Annotated in this window: 17 protein-coding genes; 9 read left to right on the forward strand and 8 right to left on the reverse strand. The window is 35.0% G+C overall.

The annotated features are described in order from the left end of the window. Window positions 1-129 precede the first annotated feature (129 nt). On the forward strand, window positions 130-1,053 hold the full coding sequence (locus KO02_RS07740; protein ID WP_038697280.1) for a polysaccharide deacetylase family protein: 924 nt from the start codon (window positions 130-132) through the stop codon (window positions 1,051-1,053). 34 nt (window positions 1,054-1,087) lie between these two features. Here the strand turns inward: KO02_RS07740 and KO02_RS07745 are convergent, their stop codons facing one another. After that, entirely contained in the window at window positions 1,088-1,669 is a 582-nt protein-coding gene (locus KO02_RS07745; RefSeq protein ID WP_038697282.1) for a PhnA domain-containing protein, read from the reverse strand. A 180-nt stretch (window positions 1,670-1,849) separates the two neighbouring features. Between KO02_RS07745 and KO02_RS07750 the strand changes: the two genes are divergently transcribed. Continuing rightward, the gene (locus KO02_RS07750; RefSeq protein WP_038697284.1) at window positions 1,850-2,716 is read left to right on the forward strand and encodes a neutral zinc metallopeptidase; all 867 of its coding nucleotides are present in this window, start codon (window positions 1,850-1,852) and stop codon (window positions 2,714-2,716) included. A gap of 3 nt (window positions 2,717-2,719) precedes the next feature. Here KO02_RS07750 and KO02_RS07755 read toward each other — a convergent pair whose 3' ends face one another. After that, complete coding sequence (locus KO02_RS07755; RefSeq protein WP_038697286.1) at window positions 2,720-3,697, reverse strand: acyltransferase; 978 nt, start codon at window positions 3,695-3,697, stop codon at window positions 2,720-2,722. Between the two features lie 255 nt (window positions 3,698-3,952). Beyond that, complete coding sequence (gene fabG / locus KO02_RS07760) at window positions 3,953-4,696, reverse strand: 3-oxoacyl-[acyl-carrier-protein] reductase (RefSeq protein ID WP_038697288.1); 744 nt, start codon at window positions 4,694-4,696, stop codon at window positions 3,953-3,955. Between the two features lie 297 nt (window positions 4,697-4,993). Here fabG and KO02_RS07765 point away from each other — a divergent pair, with 297 nt between their 5' ends. The 3 genes from KO02_RS07765 (at window position 4,994) to KO02_RS07775 (ending at window position 8,392) form a co-directional block, all read left to right on the forward strand. Further along, window positions 4,994-6,502 (forward strand): malate:quinone oxidoreductase, encoded by a 1,509-nt coding sequence (locus KO02_RS07765; RefSeq protein WP_038697290.1) that lies wholly within the window; start codon window positions 4,994-4,996, stop codon window positions 6,500-6,502. Window positions 6,503-6,711: 209 nt separating this feature from the next. Next, on the forward strand, window positions 6,712-7,344 hold the full coding sequence (gene pnuC / locus KO02_RS07770) for a nicotinamide riboside transporter PnuC (protein ID WP_051959807.1): 633 nt from the start codon (window positions 6,712-6,714) through the stop codon (window positions 7,342-7,344). Next, window positions 7,319-8,392, forward strand: a complete 1,074-nt coding sequence (locus KO02_RS07775) for a hypothetical protein (protein ID WP_038697292.1) — start codon at window positions 7,319-7,321, stop codon at window positions 8,390-8,392. Before pnuC ends, KO02_RS07775 begins: the two co-directional genes overlap by 26 nt. Window positions 8,393-8,428: 36 nt before the next feature. Here the strand turns inward: KO02_RS07775 and KO02_RS07780 are convergent, their stop codons facing one another. Next, a complete protein-coding gene (locus KO02_RS07780) occupies window positions 8,429-8,632 on the reverse strand; it encodes a DUF6965 family protein (protein WP_038697294.1) in 204 nt (67 codons plus the stop codon). Between the two features lie 109 nt (window positions 8,633-8,741). Here KO02_RS07780 and KO02_RS07785 point away from each other — a divergent pair, with 109 nt between their 5' ends. Beyond that, window positions 8,742-9,251, forward strand: a complete 510-nt coding sequence (locus KO02_RS07785; RefSeq protein ID WP_038697296.1) for a GNAT family N-acetyltransferase — start codon at window positions 8,742-8,744, stop codon at window positions 9,249-9,251. 79 nt (window positions 9,252-9,330) lie between these two features. On the opposite strand, the gene KO02_RS07790 is transcribed toward KO02_RS07785, so the two are convergent. Next, the gene (locus tag KO02_RS07790; RefSeq protein WP_038697298.1) at window positions 9,331-9,759 is read right to left on the reverse strand and encodes a hypothetical protein; all 429 of its coding nucleotides are present in this window, start codon (window positions 9,757-9,759) and stop codon (window positions 9,331-9,333) included. A gap of 252 nt (window positions 9,760-10,011) precedes the next feature. Here KO02_RS07790 and KO02_RS07795 point away from each other — a divergent pair, with 252 nt between their 5' ends. Further along, window positions 10,012-10,482, forward strand: a complete 471-nt coding sequence (locus tag KO02_RS07795) for a hypothetical protein (protein WP_144243275.1) — start codon at window positions 10,012-10,014, stop codon at window positions 10,480-10,482. A gap of 144 nt (window positions 10,483-10,626) precedes the next feature. On the opposite strand, the gene KO02_RS07800 is transcribed toward KO02_RS07795, so the two are convergent. After that, a complete protein-coding gene (locus KO02_RS07800; protein ID WP_038697302.1) occupies window positions 10,627-11,988 on the reverse strand; it encodes an NAD(P)-binding domain-containing protein in 1,362 nt (453 codons plus the stop codon). A 456-nt stretch (window positions 11,989-12,444) separates the two neighbouring features. Between KO02_RS07800 and KO02_RS23740 the strand changes: the two genes are divergently transcribed. Next, a complete protein-coding gene (locus tag KO02_RS23740) occupies window positions 12,445-12,621 on the forward strand; it encodes a hypothetical protein (RefSeq protein WP_158500273.1) in 177 nt (58 codons plus the stop codon). Beyond that, the gene (locus KO02_RS07805; protein ID WP_038697304.1) at window positions 12,596-13,828 is read left to right on the forward strand and encodes an MFS transporter; all 1,233 of its coding nucleotides are present in this window, start codon (window positions 12,596-12,598) and stop codon (window positions 13,826-13,828) included. Before KO02_RS23740 ends, KO02_RS07805 begins: the two co-directional genes overlap by 26 nt. A gap of 52 nt (window positions 13,829-13,880) precedes the next feature. Here KO02_RS07805 and KO02_RS07810 read toward each other — a convergent pair whose 3' ends face one another. After that, window positions 13,881-14,444, reverse strand: a complete 564-nt coding sequence (locus tag KO02_RS07810) for an AAA family ATPase (protein WP_038697306.1) — start codon at window positions 14,442-14,444, stop codon at window positions 13,881-13,883. Between the two features lie 518 nt (window positions 14,445-14,962). After that, on the reverse strand, window positions 14,963-15,523 hold the full coding sequence (locus KO02_RS07815; protein ID WP_038697308.1) for a DUF4230 domain-containing protein: 561 nt from the start codon (window positions 15,521-15,523) through the stop codon (window positions 14,963-14,965). Window positions 15,524-16,086 lie beyond the last annotated feature (563 nt).

A 16,086-nucleotide genomic window follows, 5' to 3' on the forward strand; every position in this document is an offset into this window, starting at 1 on the left:
TTGACGCAAAAAGCTTTCGTAAAATTGGATTTCTGAAAAATTTAATCTTACTTTTACATCATCAATGCTATTGGATAACGAATACTATTATTCAGTGGCTTTAGGGTGGGGCTAATAGTGAATTATAACATGAAGAAAGCATTCAATCTGGGGTTGATCCTCGGGTTATTATCAATATCATCTTTTGCATTACAATCTTGCAATGAAGGTGCTAAAGGAAAATCAGGTTCAATACAAAATGATACCGTTGTTAATACAGCGGTTATAGATAAGTTGGGAGCGGATAAGGTAGAAAAAAAAATAATTGACGATTCTATAGCTGTTAAGAACAAAAAGACGGTGTTGCATCATGCAGTTGATACGTCTAAGTTATTGACGGATTCGGTTTCTCCACGATATATTTATCTTACATTTGATGATGGTCCATTAAATGGAAGTCAATTTATTGATTCAATTGCAACAGCCAAGAATGTGAAAATTAATACTTTTTTAATCGGTAAGCATGATCGGATGAGCAAAGGCCTACATAAATACTATGAACGTTATATAAATAATCCATTGGTTGATTGTTATAATCATAGTTTTACACATGCTCACAATAAATTTACAGAGTTCTACAGCAATGCGGAGTCTTCATTCGAGGATTTTGATAAGAATGAAAAGGAGTTAAATCTACAGCATAAAATCGTTCGCTTACCAGGTCGTAATATTTGGTATTTTGCGGATCGTAAACGTATTGATATGGAAAGTGGTTCTAGCACTGCCGATATGCTCTATCAAAATGGCTATCGAACAATGGGATGGGATTGTGAGTGGAAAAAGGGTAAGCCATCTGGTATTCCTAAGGAGTCCGTTAGCTTTATGTACCGCCAAATCAATAATAGGTTGCGTAATGGTACTTCATTTTCTAAAAATAATGTCGTTTTATTGATGCATGATGATATGTTTCAGACTAGAAAGGGACAGCAGATGCTGAGCGATTTAATTGACAGTTTGAAGTCACATCCTAACTATGAATTTGCTCATATGCGGGATTATCCGAAGCAGAAATAAAAGAAAGGCTACAACAGAGTTGTAGCCTTTCTTTTTAATTTTGTTTTCTTAAATATTTTGTCAATATGACGATAGTCTGTCCATCTATCTTACCTTCAATTTGTTCCGTGTTATCAAAAACAAGTCGGATGTTTTTAACGACGGTACCTAATGTTGCACGAATAGAAGATCCTTTTACATCTAAAGTTTTTGTAAGTACTACAGAATCCCCATCCAACAACTGTTGACCTATACTATCGAGGTGAAATTCCACATAGCCATCATTTTCATGATCACCTGTTTGTTTTGCCCACTCCAATGTCGCATCGTCTAGATATAAAATATCTAGCGCATCTGAAGCCCAGCCTTCGTTTTTTAATCGATTCAACATACGCCATGCCGCTACTTGTACAGCAGGTATTTCAGACCACATGGTATCAGGTAAGAATTTCCAGTAGTCAGCATCTAATTGTGTCGATTTATTTAGTTGATCGGCGCATTTTTGACATACTACAATGGTGTTTTCTGCATTAGCTTGTAAATCTGGGGGTAATGTGTATAAGGTTAAATCGTCAGTTGCTTGACTCAATTCACATTTATTTCCCGCTCTTTCGAATAGTTGATTTTCTAATTTCATCTAAATTTTGGATAAGTTGCAAACGATAAGGTACAAACATAATGAATATTTATAACTCTAGATAAATAAACCCCCAAGTAGAAAATGAAAAATATTTGGAATGTATTTTGCGTTAATGTGAATTATAAAATTAGTATCTTATTTTATAATTAACAGAAATGTAACTTAAATTATTGAAATATGAAATGGCAAGGAGGTAAAAAGAGTGACAACTTTGAGGATAGAAGGGGAATGTCCGGTGGACAGAAGCTAACTTTGGGAGGAATTGGGGGAGTAATTGTATTAATCATTGGTTTCTTAATGGGAGGCGACCCTTCACAATTGCTGCAGCAAGCGCAAAACATGACGGGTACGGAACAGGTGGGACAGCCAAGGGAAATCAGTGAAGAGGAAGCTAAATTAACAGATTTTTCGAGAATTGTTCTGGGAAGTACCGAGTCTGTATGGAGCAATCTTTTTAAGGAACAATTAGGAAAAAATTATGAACCAACAAAGTTGGTGTTTTATGATGGAGGTACAGAAACAGACGGATGTGGAATTGGTAAAGCGTCATATGGACCATTTTACTGTCCGGGAGATCATAAAATCTATTTAGATTTAACATTTAATCAAGAATTGACAACAAAATTCGGTGCTAAGGGAGAATTTGCATTAGCTTATGTAATTGCACATGAGGTTGGACACCATGTGCAGCAACTTGTTGGGTTACTCCCAAAGACAAATGCCATGCGTGGTAAATTGAGCGAAGTTGAAAATAATAAATTATCGGTGATGACTGAATTACAAGCCGATTATTATGCAGGAGTATGGGCCCATCATGTCAATAAAATGTCTGATATAGAAATTGATTATAACGATATCTTAGATGGTATGGCGGCAGCTGAAGCTGTTGGGGACGATAAATTACAAGAACAGGCTCAGGGTTATGCAGTACCTGATTCATTTACACATGGTACATCTGCACAACGCCGTGCATGGTTTAAAAAGGGCTATGATTCGGGTGATATACGTGCCGGAAATACTTTTCAAGATCCTAGTTTAAATTAATATCTATTGTACAAGCAGATTGCAACCTCTTATATCGCTTTGATCAAAACGACCTAAGACTTCAAAAGATCCGTCCTCATAGATTTTTCCCAGATCTTGAGTTGCAATGAAAGAGCATGAATACCGGTTTGCTAAATCAATGACATTGATAGCGCCGGTTTTTTTGTTTGCTGCAAGTGTTAAGGGATCATTCGTTTCTCTGATTAAAATTTTCATCCAGCTTGGGTGTTTAAATATACCATCGCTATAGGAGTAGCCTTGGGATAGTAATTCGGTCATTCCGTATTCGGAATGTATACCGGGCACCTGAAAACTGTTACAGAGCAGCTCATGGACTTCTTCACGAATCATTTCTTTGCGCTTTCCTTTCATACCGCCTGTCTCCATAATGATTAACTCAGGAAAGGTCAATGCGTATTTCTCAATAAAATCAAGCAGGGCAAAGGTGACTCCGAATAAAATCGTTTTTGTACCCTTTGCTTTTAATTGAAGAAGCGTTTGGTAGAGCTCTTCATGATTATACAAAAAATAGTTGCTTTCGGGTTGTTTACTTTGCTCCATTAAATCATTGATCATATAGATTAAAGAGGAGCCTGTTCGTTCTAAATAGGAGGGTAGAAGTGCCAGAATGGCAATATTTTCTATTTTACCATAGAATTGTTCAAAAGCTCGACGAAAACTGTTCTCATAAACTTCCTTTTGTGCTACAAAATGATTGCTTGTCACCATTCCAGTAGTTCCTGAGCTCGTAAATATTATCTCTGAACTTACATTCTGCGCAAGAATTTTCTGTGTTTTAAAAAACTCGATGGGAAGAAAAGGGATTTTAGTATAATGGTCTATGGTATCAATTTTCCTATTCAAATATTGCACATATTTTCTATAGATAGGCACATTGTTCATTTGAAAATGAAAAGTGTCTAAGCAAATTTCATTAAATTCAGTGTCATTTTGAATAGTAAATACCCGTTCCCAATTCATATTATAAATATTTCAATGCAAACTTATGTAAATTTGCTTTCTTTAACAATATAATTACGTTGAGAAAAACTCAAATATATTCGTTTTTGGGCTGTGTGAATCGTCGATCATGAATGCTTTATCATTAAGATTACTTTTAATAAGTAGATAAGCACTATTTTTAAACGATATATAGGTGGTAAGCTTCTATAAGATAAAAAAGGTTCTTGAGCGATGGCTAAGAACCTTTTTATATATTAATAATTTCAGTTTGTATTACAACATACCACCATCAACCGGTAAGACTTGTCCTGTTACATAAGCAGATAAATCTGAAGCAAGGAATAGACACACATTGGCCACATCTTCTGCTTCGCCGGCACGTTTCAGAGGGATACCTGCTTCCCAACCTGCTACAACTTTAGGATCTAATACATCGGTCATCTCTGTGCGGATAAATCCTGGTGCTACCACATTGGATCTGATATTTCGAGAACCTAACTCTTTAGCTACTGATTTAGAAAAACCAATGATACCAGCTTTAGATGCTGCATAATTAGCTTGTCCTGCATTTCCTTGTACACCAACTACAGAACTCATATTGATAAAAGAACCTTTGCGGTTTTTCATCATGATTTTAGAGGCCGCCTTAGTAACATTGAACACAGATTTTAAATTAACATTGATGACATCGTCCCAGTTCTCTTCTGTCATACGCATCAATAAGCCGTCTTTCGTAATACCAGCATTATTAACGACAATATCAATCGTTCCAAAATCAGTAACGATATCATTGATTAATTTTTCAGCATCAGCAAATTTTGATGCATCCGAACGGTAACCTTTGACAGTAGTTCCGAAAGCCTGAAGTTCTTGCTCTAAAGCTTGGCCTTTTTCCACAGATGATAAATATGTGAATGCTACTTTTGCACCGTTTTGAGCAAATACTTCAGCAATTTTTCTTCCTATTCCTTTTGACGCTCCTGTAATAAGAGCAGTTTTTCCTTCAAGTAATTTCATTCTTATGTATTATATGTAATAAAGGTACTTGCAAAAATGTTAAAACTATACTACAATCGCAACCCTAATAACAATTTAATTACGTGATTTCAAAATTAAAATTTGAAAAATTAGTATTAAAGGAGGTTTAATCCTTGAAGAACGTCAATATTTGAAATTAATGAAAAAAATTAAGTTAGGGAATTCTTAATAATAGTACGGTAAATTTGAATAAGTGGTTTTAAAAAGTACAGTTTTTTGACAAAAGGATTGCGTTTATATAAAAATCTATATTAAATTTGCATCAATCACGAAGACATGAGTAAAAGAACAAAAAATACCAAAGAGGTTGACGTCGTTTTAATTGGCGCAGGTATCATGAGCGCAACTTTGGGCACACTTATTAATGAGTTGAGTCCAGATATTAAAATAGAGATTTTAGAGCGCTTGGATGTTGTTGCAGCAGAGAGTTCAGATGCATGGAATAATGCAGGAACTGGTCACTCTGCATTATGTGAGTTGAATTATACCCCACAACAAGCGGATGGTTCTGTAAAAATTGATAAAGCAATCAGTATTGCTGAACAATTTGAAGTTTCCAAACAATTTTGGACTTATTTGGTTGATCAGGGTGTTATTAAAAAACCTGAAGACTTTATTCGCTCCGTACCGCACATGAGTGCTGTTTTTGGGGAGAAAGATATTGACTTTTTACGTAAAAGATATGATGCTTTATCCAAGAATAACTTGTTTAAAGGCATGGAGTATACAGAAGATAAAGCTGTTCTAAACGAATGGATTCCATTGATGATGAAAGGACGTCCAGTAGATGATAAAATAGCTGCGACGAAGATGATATTGGGAACAGATGTAAACTTTGGTTCATTAACCCGAGATTTGGTTGAACATTTGGATGCTAAGGAAAATATTACTCTTCATCTTACTCAAGAGGTACGCGACATTGAAAGAAACGATAATGGCACGTGGGAATTAGAAGTAAAAGATTTAAAAACAGGAGAAAAAAGAACGATCAATGCTAAATTTGTATTCATTGGTGCCGGTGGACACTCACTATTGTTGTTAGAAAAATCGGGTATTCCAGAATCTAAAGGTTATGGTGGATTTCCTGTTGGCGGACAATGGTTACGTTGTGTCAATGAAGATGTTATCAAGAATCATCATGCAAAAGTATATGGTAAAGCATCTATAGGTGCACCTCCTATGTCTGTTCCACATCTCGATACGCGTTATATTGATGGCAAACAAGCTTTATTGTTTGGACCTTATGCTGGTTTTTCGACGAAATTCTTGAAGCAAGGTTCTTACTTTGATTTACCTGCATCGATTAAATTGTCAAATATTAAACCTATGTTATCCGTGGGACGGGACAATATGGATTTGACGAAATATTTAATTTCTGAGGTGATGAAGAGTCCTAAAGACAAATTGGATGCATTGAAGCAATTTATGCCTACAGCAAAATTAGAAGACTGGAAAATTGAGGTCGCAGGTCAACGTGTTCAAGTCATCAAAAAAGATGCTGAACATGGTGGGGTCCTTGAGTTTGGTACTGAGGTCGTTTCTTCTGCTGATGGTTCTATTGCTGCGTTGTTGGGAGCCTCTCCTGGTGCATCTACTTCAGTTGCTATCATGATTAAACTGTTAAAAAGATGTTTCCCTGAACGTGCTAAAGCGGATGAATATCGTAAGAAATTACGCGAAATGATTCCATCACATGGACAGTCTTTGAATGATAATGTTGAATTGTGTGAGGCTACTAGAAAGCGTACGCATCTCGCATTGAAACTTGAAAATTTTAAAGATTAATTTCTATTAACCATACTTATGGGGTGCTTGCAGTACTATTTACTGTCGCAGGCTGAGATTATACCCAATAACAACAATTGCTCATCATACTGAGCAATTGTTGTTATATACCTGATCCAGATAATGCTGGCGTAGGGATTTTAATTTCAATAACCTTGCATTCTAGCCACTCCTAAAGTGTGTATTATTTTATTTTACACATATTTTGAATGCAGTCAGATCAAATTTTAAACGATTTTTTTCAACAGATTAAAGCGACATCATTAGCAGAATGGTTTGCTGTGGGCTTTGGAATTTTGCAAGTGTGGTTCGCTAAGTCTAATAAACCCATTAATTACCTTTTTGGTATTTTTGGCATCTTAATATCGATTTATGTTTTGTATTTCGCAAAACTTTATGGTGAAATTGCCTTAAATATGTATTATTTGTTGATGAGTATATATGGTTGGATATACTGGCAACAAAAAAGTAAAGAACAACATGTAATAACCACTTCAACAAAAAAGGATTGGGTGATTGTTTTGTTTATTTGTATCATAGGTTTTAATATCTTTTACTTTGGCTTATTGCATGCTACGGACTCCGATGTTCCGCTATGGGATGCCCTGGTTTCTTGTACGGCATGGGCAGGCATGTGGTTATTGGCAAAGCGGAAAATAGAAAATTGGATTTTGTTGAACATCAGCAATCTCATGGCAATACCCTTACTCTATCATAAAGATTTGTTGCTATTCGCAGCAATAACATTATTTTTATTTATTATGGCTTTCTTCGGCTATTTTAACTGGAAAAGAATCCTAAAACGTGAAATTATATATGGTAATCAATCAAGCTCAAATTAATCTTATAAAAGACCAACAAGCGCATGCAATAGTTGCTAAAACGATGACTTCGGAACAGTTGGAATTGGCAATTTCTGGAAAATGGTTTAAGATTTGGGTTCCAAAATCTCTTGGAGGTTTGGGCTTATCTCTGTCTGAAGGTATGCAGTTTTTAGAGGAGATTGCATATCATGATGGCGGTTTGGCCTGGACTATAACTTTGTGCTCGGGAGCTAATCTATTCGTAGGGTTTATTGATCCGAAAACAGGCGAAGAAATCTTTCAAAATCCTGCGGTATGCTTGGGCGGTAGTGGCCGTGCATCTGGCTATGCTGAAAAGGAGGAAGCTGGATATCGAATTAAGGGCCATTGGAAATATGCGACAGGAGCTCCTCATTTGACGCATTTTACCGCCAACTGCATAATAACTGAGAAAGGGATCCCTATGCTTGATGAAAGTGGACAACCCTTAGTATATTCTTTCTTTTTTGACCGTGATGATGTTTTGATTCATTACGATTGGGACACCTTTGGGCTAGAATGTACCGCAAGTCATAGTTTTTCCGTTGAGAATCATTTTGTAGAAGATTCACGTAGTTTCGTTATAAAAGAATCGGAAAGCACATGGCCCGATTTATTATATCAGTATCCTTTTATTCCATTTGCAGAATTAACATTGCTTAGTAATTTTATTGGCATGTATAAACGATTTCTGGATTTAGTTGAAAAATATTTTATTATTAAATCCCAAGACCAAGTCTGGTTGCAAGAAAAGGGGAAAGATAGATTTAAGCAACTAGATTTATTTCAGCAAGACTTTAATAAGCGTAGGAATCTGATTCAGGGATTAACGGAGCGATCTTGGGAAAATCAGGAAAGTGGAATCGATAATACCATGATGTTTCAAAAAATTGCACAGGAAAGTCGAGATTTTGTATCCGTCATTAAAAAAAACACGGTCGAACTATTTCCTATTTGTGGTATAGGTGCAGCACAGCGCGATCAAGAGATGAATATTGTCTTTAGAAATATTTTTACAGCAACGCAACATAGCTTATTGCAACAATAACATCAGTCCTTTTTGATTAATTGAACTGATGTTGTATTACTGTTTTTCAATCGCTTCTTTTAGATTCATCAAACGTAAATATGATGGACATTTTTCCAGTTCTCTATTCCAGCGCTCAAGGGCAGCTAAATTAGCCTGAAGAAATTTCGGTAAATCGAAAATGTGCATATCAACAGTAATCTGTATTTCACTAGGTAATGAAGCAGTATTAAAATAGTCTTTTAGTTCCTCAATAGTCATACCTCAAAGATAAAATTATAATATGACACAAAGAACTTGAGATAGTTCTTTCTTGTATTAGATTCATTATATTTATAGTTTAGTAAAAAAAATAGATGCTATTTCCATTATGATTATACAGAAGAGTAGTGTTTCGGATTTGTCTACGCATATGAAGCTATATCGTCAAGCTATTGCGTTTCAACACGCATTGGGAATTGTTAATTGGATAGGTTTTGAAGATGATGCTGTACTTCAGGAAATCAACACCGGACAGCAGTATAAGATTCTTGTAGGAGGTCAAGTTGCATGCGTCTTCCTATTGGCGACATCAGACCCGCTACTTTGGCAAGAAAAGAATGAACAACCGGCGATTTATATCCATCGTATAGCTACTAATCCAGACTTTAGAGGTCAACATTTTGTAATCAAAATTGTTAGTTTTGTTAAGGGTTTAGCAAGGAGAGAGGGTAAGAAATATATCCGGATGGATACCACTGCAGGTAATGAACGATTGAATCGGTATTATGAACATTGTGGGTTTAGCATTGTAAACACAATTGTTATCCAAGAAGCAATTGATATGCCAGCACATTATCAAAATAATTCTTTTACATTATTTGAAATGTCGGTAGAGTAGGATATCACAGATGAGTGTATATCTTTATTAGTTGTCATTTTAATCGACTCGATTTACTTTAGTCTTAACTGTTACTAGGTTACAATGGTGTTTTATTTTTAATTTTTTTTGCCACTATCGCTCCTAGATAGGCCATAGGTAGATAAGCTGCAACTATATCTATTATTGTATACCATGTTGGCGATGGTAACATAAAGACACTTGCTATACCACCTACCAAGAAAAGTAGACCAATTATTAGGGCATAATTAAGTTTGTTCTTTTCAACTATAAAGGCTGTGATACCTGCTCCGAATAGAGTTCCAAGGGCATGTGCTAAGAAAGGGAAAATAAAATGTTTTGGTTGGAACAGGTGCATGGAGGCTTTTAATCCTTCGGTAGTGGTGATATCGGCTCCAAGCGGAGCGGGAATGATAACCCCACTTAACATGATAATACTCATATTAATTATACTGCCTATGATGATACCAATCACTATTGCTAGCAGATTCTTTAAAATAGGATTCATAAATTTACATTTTAGAAAATTTATTTATAATATTATTATAAATAAATTTAGTGTTTTTCATTGATAAAAGTTGTATTTAGATAAGGGAAATTGGCAAAAATTGTCCTAATACATTTTGTTTTTCCATTATCCTTCCACTATTCTAATAATTTATAATCTAGCCCTCAGTCCGTAAATAACACGAATGCATATTAATTAAACACTATTAAGCATTTGATTGTTATACATATACAAGTAATGAAGGAGTTTTTTATGGATAATAGTAAAAAAAGTTTGAATGCACGTATTGCACGATACAATAAGCATTACGGATTTTTAGAAAATCCTCACAAATTTAGTATAGAGTGTAATCCACATCGACTGATTATTAGAAATTTTGCACTACGTAATAATAGGCGTGAACTTTATGAAGAATATATACGGAGCTTTTATCCTGATAAAGCAGCGAAGGAGCTTGGAGAGTTTGATTCGTGTTTAATGTATTTGAAGTTTTTTAATCAGGAAGAAGCGAAAGAGTGGTTTGTTTCTAATGATACAAAAGTAGTAGAATCGGATATTCAAGTGATTGAGAATGATGCGATACTCAGGATGTTGTTTGTGGAAGATGAGCAAGATAGAAAGGAGCTTTTGCAGGCTGAGCAAACTTATATCTTAAATCGTATAGCGCCAGAGTCTATTTTGCAAGAGCGTGAAAATTTTTGGATAGATACGAGAGTTTGTTAGTCTCTTCTTAAAACATTCTAGGGTTAGGTTTCCTTGGTCGTTAATAATATATGAGGGGAAGCCTAAGCTTCCCCGTTTTGATATAGAGACATATATGATTAATCAGAAATATACATCATCTATGAGAAAAAATAAAAATGTTAATTACAGCTCTTTTTCAGCTGTCTCGTCTAAATATTTTTCTAGACTATCATCTAACTCATCCATCCAAGCGGTGTGGTGCGTTTCCGCTTTCGTACCATCCATAACAGACGTATAGATTTGATCACGATAATTTAAGATATTATTTTCTTTATCCTTTAACCAGCTTTTGAACATGCCAGCTATTTTATCAAGATTAAAACTCGGATAATCGGTATAGCTCATCAAATCTTTGATGTAGTTGGTTTGGAAATCAACATGATCTTCTCCGGTTTTAGTAAGAGCTTCATCATCCATCCATTTTTTTATATCGAGTAAGCGTTCTTCTTTAGCAGGCACTGGGAACCTTCCTAAGATATAATCTCTTGCGAACCAAGCTTGCGTATCAAACATGTTGAACGTGTAATATTGGTCTTGCATACCCAAAAACAATAAGCGTTCATTGTGATTGAAGATTACGCCTTTGTACAAGTCGTCAGGGTATAAGCAGTTACTTGTTTTTAAACGTAAATTATCCGGTAAAAAAGGGAATTTATGTTGATAACCAGTACACAAGATAACAGCATCAAATTCTTCTGAAGTTCCATCTTCAAAGTAAGCCACACTATCTTCAAAGTGTGATAGTTTTGCTTTTTCCTTTATGCCTTCAGGCCAATTACATCCGATTGCATTTGTTCTATATGCTATAGTAACTGATTTACTACCATGTTTATAACATTGTACACCAATATCTTCTGCGGAATAGCTGCTTCCAATTAATAGCAATCTTTGGTCTTTAAATTGATCTGCTCCACGGAAATCATGAGCATGCATTACAGCTCCTGGAAAATTTTCAATTCCTTTGAAATATGGATGATTTGGAGTAGAGAAATGGCCCGTACCAACAATTAGATAATCAAAGAATTCTTCAAAGGTTTCATTCTTTTCTAAATTATCAAAAACTACTCTAAATTGTTGTTTTTCTTCGATGTAATCAACCCAACGTGCGACCGTATTGAACTGAATAAAATCTCTTGCGTTACTTTGGTTAATGCGGCCTTGTATGTAGTCAAAAAGTACCTCACGAGGAGGGTAAGAGGATATTTTTTGACCAAAATGTTCTGTAAATGTATAATCTGCGAATTCAAGACATTCCTTAGGTCCATTTGACCACAAGTATTTGTACATACTTCCGTGAAGTGGCTCTCCATATTTACCGACACCCGTGCGCCAAGTAAAGTTCCACATTCCACCCCAATTATCTTGTTTTTCGTAGCATTTAATTTCTGGGATGGGATTACCTTTTTTCTGTTCCGATTCAAATGCTCGTAGCATAGCTAGACCACTCGGTCCAGCACCAATAATTCCAACTTTAAAATTTGTCATATAATATAATTAACATGTATGCCCATCCTAAATAGGTGAGCGCTATAATTCGTCTTTGAAATCGAATTTTTAAATTCTAGACCATACTCATATTGAGTATGCAAAATGAAGAGATTAATAATCTCTAAAATAGATGGCAATAGCCAAAAAGATGCACAACATCAATGTAGTTGTGCCAAAAAAATGACCTAATATAATTATATTAAGGTATTTTCATCATAATGGCTAAGCTAGGGAAAATTTATGGCAATGTCAAGTGTTAATTTATATAAGTGGTTAATAATTACCAACTTTGTTGTGTTAAATTATATAAATACGACTTATTTCATTCCTGTATATGTGGAGCTATTCATCGCCAAGTTTTTCCAAACTGATGTAAATAATAATTTCAAATGATGCAGAGGAGAATCTGATACAAAATACATGAGCTTACGAATATATTCATAACTTTAATTCATGGAATTACTCATTTCGATTTTGTGTGCTAAATATGGAGTTTCTTCAACACTTGTCTACCAGCTTTTATCACATATGGAAAAAAGAACCTATACGCCTCATGAAATGGTTATAGGTCTTCAGGCTCGTAAGCAATATTACTATAGAATTGATGGAAACTATAGTTCAAAAGAGTAACTGGAAAAATAAATTTGGCATTATTTGGACAGGACAGTTATTTTCTATATTGAGCAGTTCGATTGCTCAATTCGCTATGGTCTTGTGGATAGGGATGGAAACCGGCTCGGCTGAAGCACTTGCATACGCCGCTATTGCAGGATTGTTGCCACAGATTATTTTGGGACCATTTGCTGGAGTATTTATTGATAGGTGGAATCGTAAATGGACCATGATAGGAGCTGATTTATTTGTTGCCCTCTGTTCTGCTGCAATAGCATTATTCTTTTACTTAGATATCGTAGAGTTGTGGTCTATTTATATTTTACTGATGCTTAGATCTGTGGGAAGTGCATTTCATGCACCTGCTATGAAATCTGCGATACCTATATTGGCACCTAAATCTGCACTTGTCCGTATTGCTGGAGTGAATGAAATAATCCAATCTATATCTATCATTTGCGGACCGATGCTAGGCGCAATATGTTTATTAACCTTTGGTATGAGCATCGTGATGATATTGGATTTTATAGGGGCTTTTATTGCCAGTTTTTCGTTGTTATTCGTTTCAATTCCCAGCATACCAAAAGAAAGGAGATCTGCAAAGACCATGTTACAAGATATGACCGATGGGGCTGCTGCAATCCTTCAAAATAGAGGTATGACATGGTTAATGGTTTCAGAAGTGGTTGTCAATTTCTTTGTAATGCCAATTGTGGCAGTTATGTCATTGATGACATTACAATACTTTAAAGGGACGGCATATCAAGTGAGCCTAATCGAGGGTTTTTATGGGATTGGTTTACTGGTTGGAGGTATTATTTTAAGTCTTTGGAATCCAAAAATAAGAAAAGTGAGCTTAATTATCCTTGGTTTTTCTGGACTCGGCGCTGTGTTAGCCATATGTGGTGCATTGCCTTCCGGATACTTCACAGCTTATGCTATTTTGACCATTGTGCAGGGCTTTGCAGTTCCACTCTTTACAGGTCCATTCACCGTGTTAATTCAAACACAGTTTCCTCCGACATATTTAGGTCGTGTTTTTGCCTTATTTGGTAGCATAAGCCAACTTCCTGCTATGATTGGACTGTTGTTTGCAGGGTATATTGCTGATGATATCGGTGTAGAGAAGCTTTTTGTGTTTGGTGGTGTCGTGGTTGCAATGACTGGAATTATATTGTTCTTTATTCCTTCTGTGCAGCATTTAGAGGAAAAATCAGCCCATTAATAATCATATTCAAGGCTAAGGTGTTGAATGTCATTATTAATGAGGGCGTTACCTAGTTAATTTTATTTGAAGGATCTATGTTTTTTAACATAAAATGCACTCTTTCTTCAACTGTTCCTATGGGAACATCGATTACTTCATAGCCATAATCGCAGTAGGTTTTTTTTATCTTTTCATAGGTTTCGAATGCTTCTTGCCATGGCTGTTTTCTTTCTTCGTCAGTTTCATAGATAGCCAACCATGGGGGGAGAATAAAAACCTTTTTATTATATAAATGTGTTGTTGGTATTTGTTCTATTTCAGATGTGATGCCTAGTTTGATTATCCGCATATAGCAGATGGTATCTAATATTCCACGATCAAAAAAGGTAATAGCGTTTTCATCATGACCGATTTTGAAGCTCTCTAGTGATGCCTCAAGCATCAGTTTGGCATAAAGGACTTTATTTCCCCAAGGAAGTCCTTTACCATTTGATAGGATCTGTTGTTTTATAATCTTGCGAGCATCTTCTGGAATAGTTTTATAGCCTCTTTTTCTTAAAGCGCGTAGTAAGGTTGTTTTACCAGCACCCGGACCTCCTGTTATAATATAACAATTGTTTTTTCGAGTATTCATTTTGATTTAATTTAAGGTATCTGAATTTGGAAAATAGACTTCATAAGATGTATAATTTTCCAATTTTCCCAGATGATTTGAAAAGAAATCTTGCCTATTTGTTATGTAGATTCTTATATTTAAGTACTTATTTTTAAAGTCATTTATATGAATAGATTTTCATACATCCTTATTGTAATGTTTATACTACTAGCAGTCATTTCTACTTTTCTATATTCCATTGGAGAAATGGACTTGTCAGGTTTTATATTATCTACTAGCTCGTCAGTTTTAGGTATTCTAGGGCAAAAACTAAGTGTAGATAAAAGAAAGAGATTGAATACTTCCAATTATCTGAAGAATTATAATAAGCTCTGACCTGAACAATGAGGGATTATTTTTTAAGGGCACTATGGTTAGTAAGAACGAGTTGAAATATATGAACTTATTGCGATAGTATGTTATAGTTGGATTGACTATCGTAACAAGCCACATACTACGACAATTTACATGTGCAATGGTATTTGGCTTGGATCAGTTTATTCAAAAGATAGACTAATCTTATTATAGCCTAGACCTTTGAGAAGAGGTGTGAAAACACTTAATGCATTAGAACGTGTTTGTTGAAGAATGTCAGATTTTCGAACTTCAATTGCGATTTGTTTTTCTGCATTTTTGTAAGCTTCATCCACAAGGTTTGCCTCTCGAAAGAATGCCATCTTGGTATCATATACACGCGAAGAATTGTGGTCAATTTTAATGTAACAAATCTCAGGTTGCGGTAGTCGCATGGAAACAGAATCTCCAAAAACCTGGATATCCTCCTGTTTAACTTTAGTTAAGTCGACACATCCTACGGCGTCAGCTTTAATGATTAATAATACACTCGCTTCTGGAAGAAATTGGCTGATATTTTTATGTTCGACAACATCACTAAATCTATATTTGACTAATTCCAATTTTCCCATTGCTTCAATACGTTCAATTAAAAGCTGGTGAGAGGTCACTTGCTTTGTATTGAAATCAAATTTTGGCCATAAAAACCAACCGATTAGACCTATTATTGCGAGTGTAAATATTATTTTTAAAAATCTTCCCATACTGTAAACCAATCAATTTACAGACCAGAATTTTAATATAGAGTTAAAATGTGGTGATTTTTTGATTTTTATAATCAGAATGTTACTGTGATAAATGATATATGGCTTTTTAATAGTTGTCTATTGGGAGGATTTGAAAATCCAGTAATCGTTAAATATAAGAAGCAGAAGGTCTGTGATACTTTTAGAGTAATATAATTTTGAGAATATTGAATGTTGCAGTATTTTGCAATTATGTGTATTATTGCACTTAAAAATCTCGACACCTTTCCTATTTGACGCGGTTTGATGGTTAGTATTTTCGCAACTTTATATGTATAGGACCTACGTTATTGCTGTTCAGACGTATGTTTTTTTCTAGGGTTTATTTTATGGAAATTTATGCTGATAATATTACTGATTTTTTGCAACCCTCAGTTATTAAAATAGATGTTGCATCTAATTATTAGGTAACGACTGTTTCTTTAGTTCATCAGACCGGTTTATTAGAAGAATAGAAAAATTTAAATATGTGTCATGTAGAAATGAGTGGTGTTGATTATGCTGGATTGGGTTATTTACAG

The sequence above is a fragment of the Sphingobacterium sp. ML3W genome, assembly GCF_000747525.1.
GTDB lineage: Bacteria > Bacteroidota > Bacteroidia > Sphingobacteriales > Sphingobacteriaceae > Sphingobacterium.

Excerpts from the sequence above, each read along its gene's own strand:
- KO02_RS23740 (WP_158500273.1), top strand. The coding sequence starts at position 12,445 with ATGGAATTACTCATTTCGATTTTGTGTGCTAAATATGGAGTTTCTTCA.
- KO02_RS07775 (WP_038697292.1), top strand. The coding sequence starts at position 7,319 with ATGGTAATCAATCAAGCTCAAATTAATCTTATAAAAGACCAACAAGCG.
- KO02_RS07790 (WP_038697298.1), bottom strand. The coding sequence starts at position 9,759 with ATGAATCCTATTTTAAAGAATCTGCTAGCAATAGTGATTGGTATCATC.
- KO02_RS07765 (WP_038697290.1), top strand. The coding sequence starts at position 4,994 with ATGAGTAAAAGAACAAAAAATACCAAAGAGGTTGACGTCGTTTTAATT.
- KO02_RS07810 (WP_038697306.1), bottom strand. The coding sequence starts at position 14,444 with ATGAATACTCGAAAAAACAATTGTTATATTATAACAGGAGGTCCGGGT.
- KO02_RS07780 (WP_038697294.1), bottom strand. The coding sequence starts at position 8,632 with ATGACTATTGAGGAACTAAAAGACTATTTTAATACTGCTTCATTACCT.
- KO02_RS07800 (WP_038697302.1), bottom strand. The coding sequence starts at position 11,988 with ATGACAAATTTTAAAGTTGGAATTATTGGTGCTGGACCGAGTGGTCTA.
- KO02_RS07750 (WP_038697284.1), top strand. The coding sequence starts at position 1,850 with ATGAAATGGCAAGGAGGTAAAAAGAGTGACAACTTTGAGGATAGAAGG.
- KO02_RS07805 (WP_038697304.1), top strand. The coding sequence starts at position 12,596 with ATGGAAACTATAGTTCAAAAGAGTAACTGGAAAAATAAATTTGGCATT.
- KO02_RS07815 (WP_038697308.1), bottom strand. The coding sequence starts at position 15,523 with ATGGGAAGATTTTTAAAAATAATATTTACACTCGCAATAATAGGTCTA.
- fabG (WP_038697288.1), bottom strand. The coding sequence starts at position 4,696 with ATGAAATTACTTGAAGGAAAAACTGCTCTTATTACAGGAGCGTCAAAA.
- KO02_RS07745 (WP_038697282.1), bottom strand. The coding sequence starts at position 1,669 with ATGAAATTAGAAAATCAACTATTCGAAAGAGCGGGAAATAAATGTGAA.
- KO02_RS07785 (WP_038697296.1), top strand. The coding sequence starts at position 8,742 with ATGATTATACAGAAGAGTAGTGTTTCGGATTTGTCTACGCATATGAAG.
- KO02_RS07795 (WP_144243275.1), top strand. The coding sequence starts at position 10,012 with ATGGATAATAGTAAAAAAAGTTTGAATGCACGTATTGCACGATACAAT.
- KO02_RS07755 (WP_038697286.1), bottom strand. The coding sequence starts at position 3,697 with ATGAATTGGGAACGGGTATTTACTATTCAAAATGACACTGAATTTAAT.
- KO02_RS07740 (WP_038697280.1), top strand. The coding sequence starts at position 130 with ATGAAGAAAGCATTCAATCTGGGGTTGATCCTCGGGTTATTATCAATA.
- pnuC (WP_051959807.1), top strand. The coding sequence starts at position 6,712 with ATGCAGTCAGATCAAATTTTAAACGATTTTTTTCAACAGATTAAAGCG.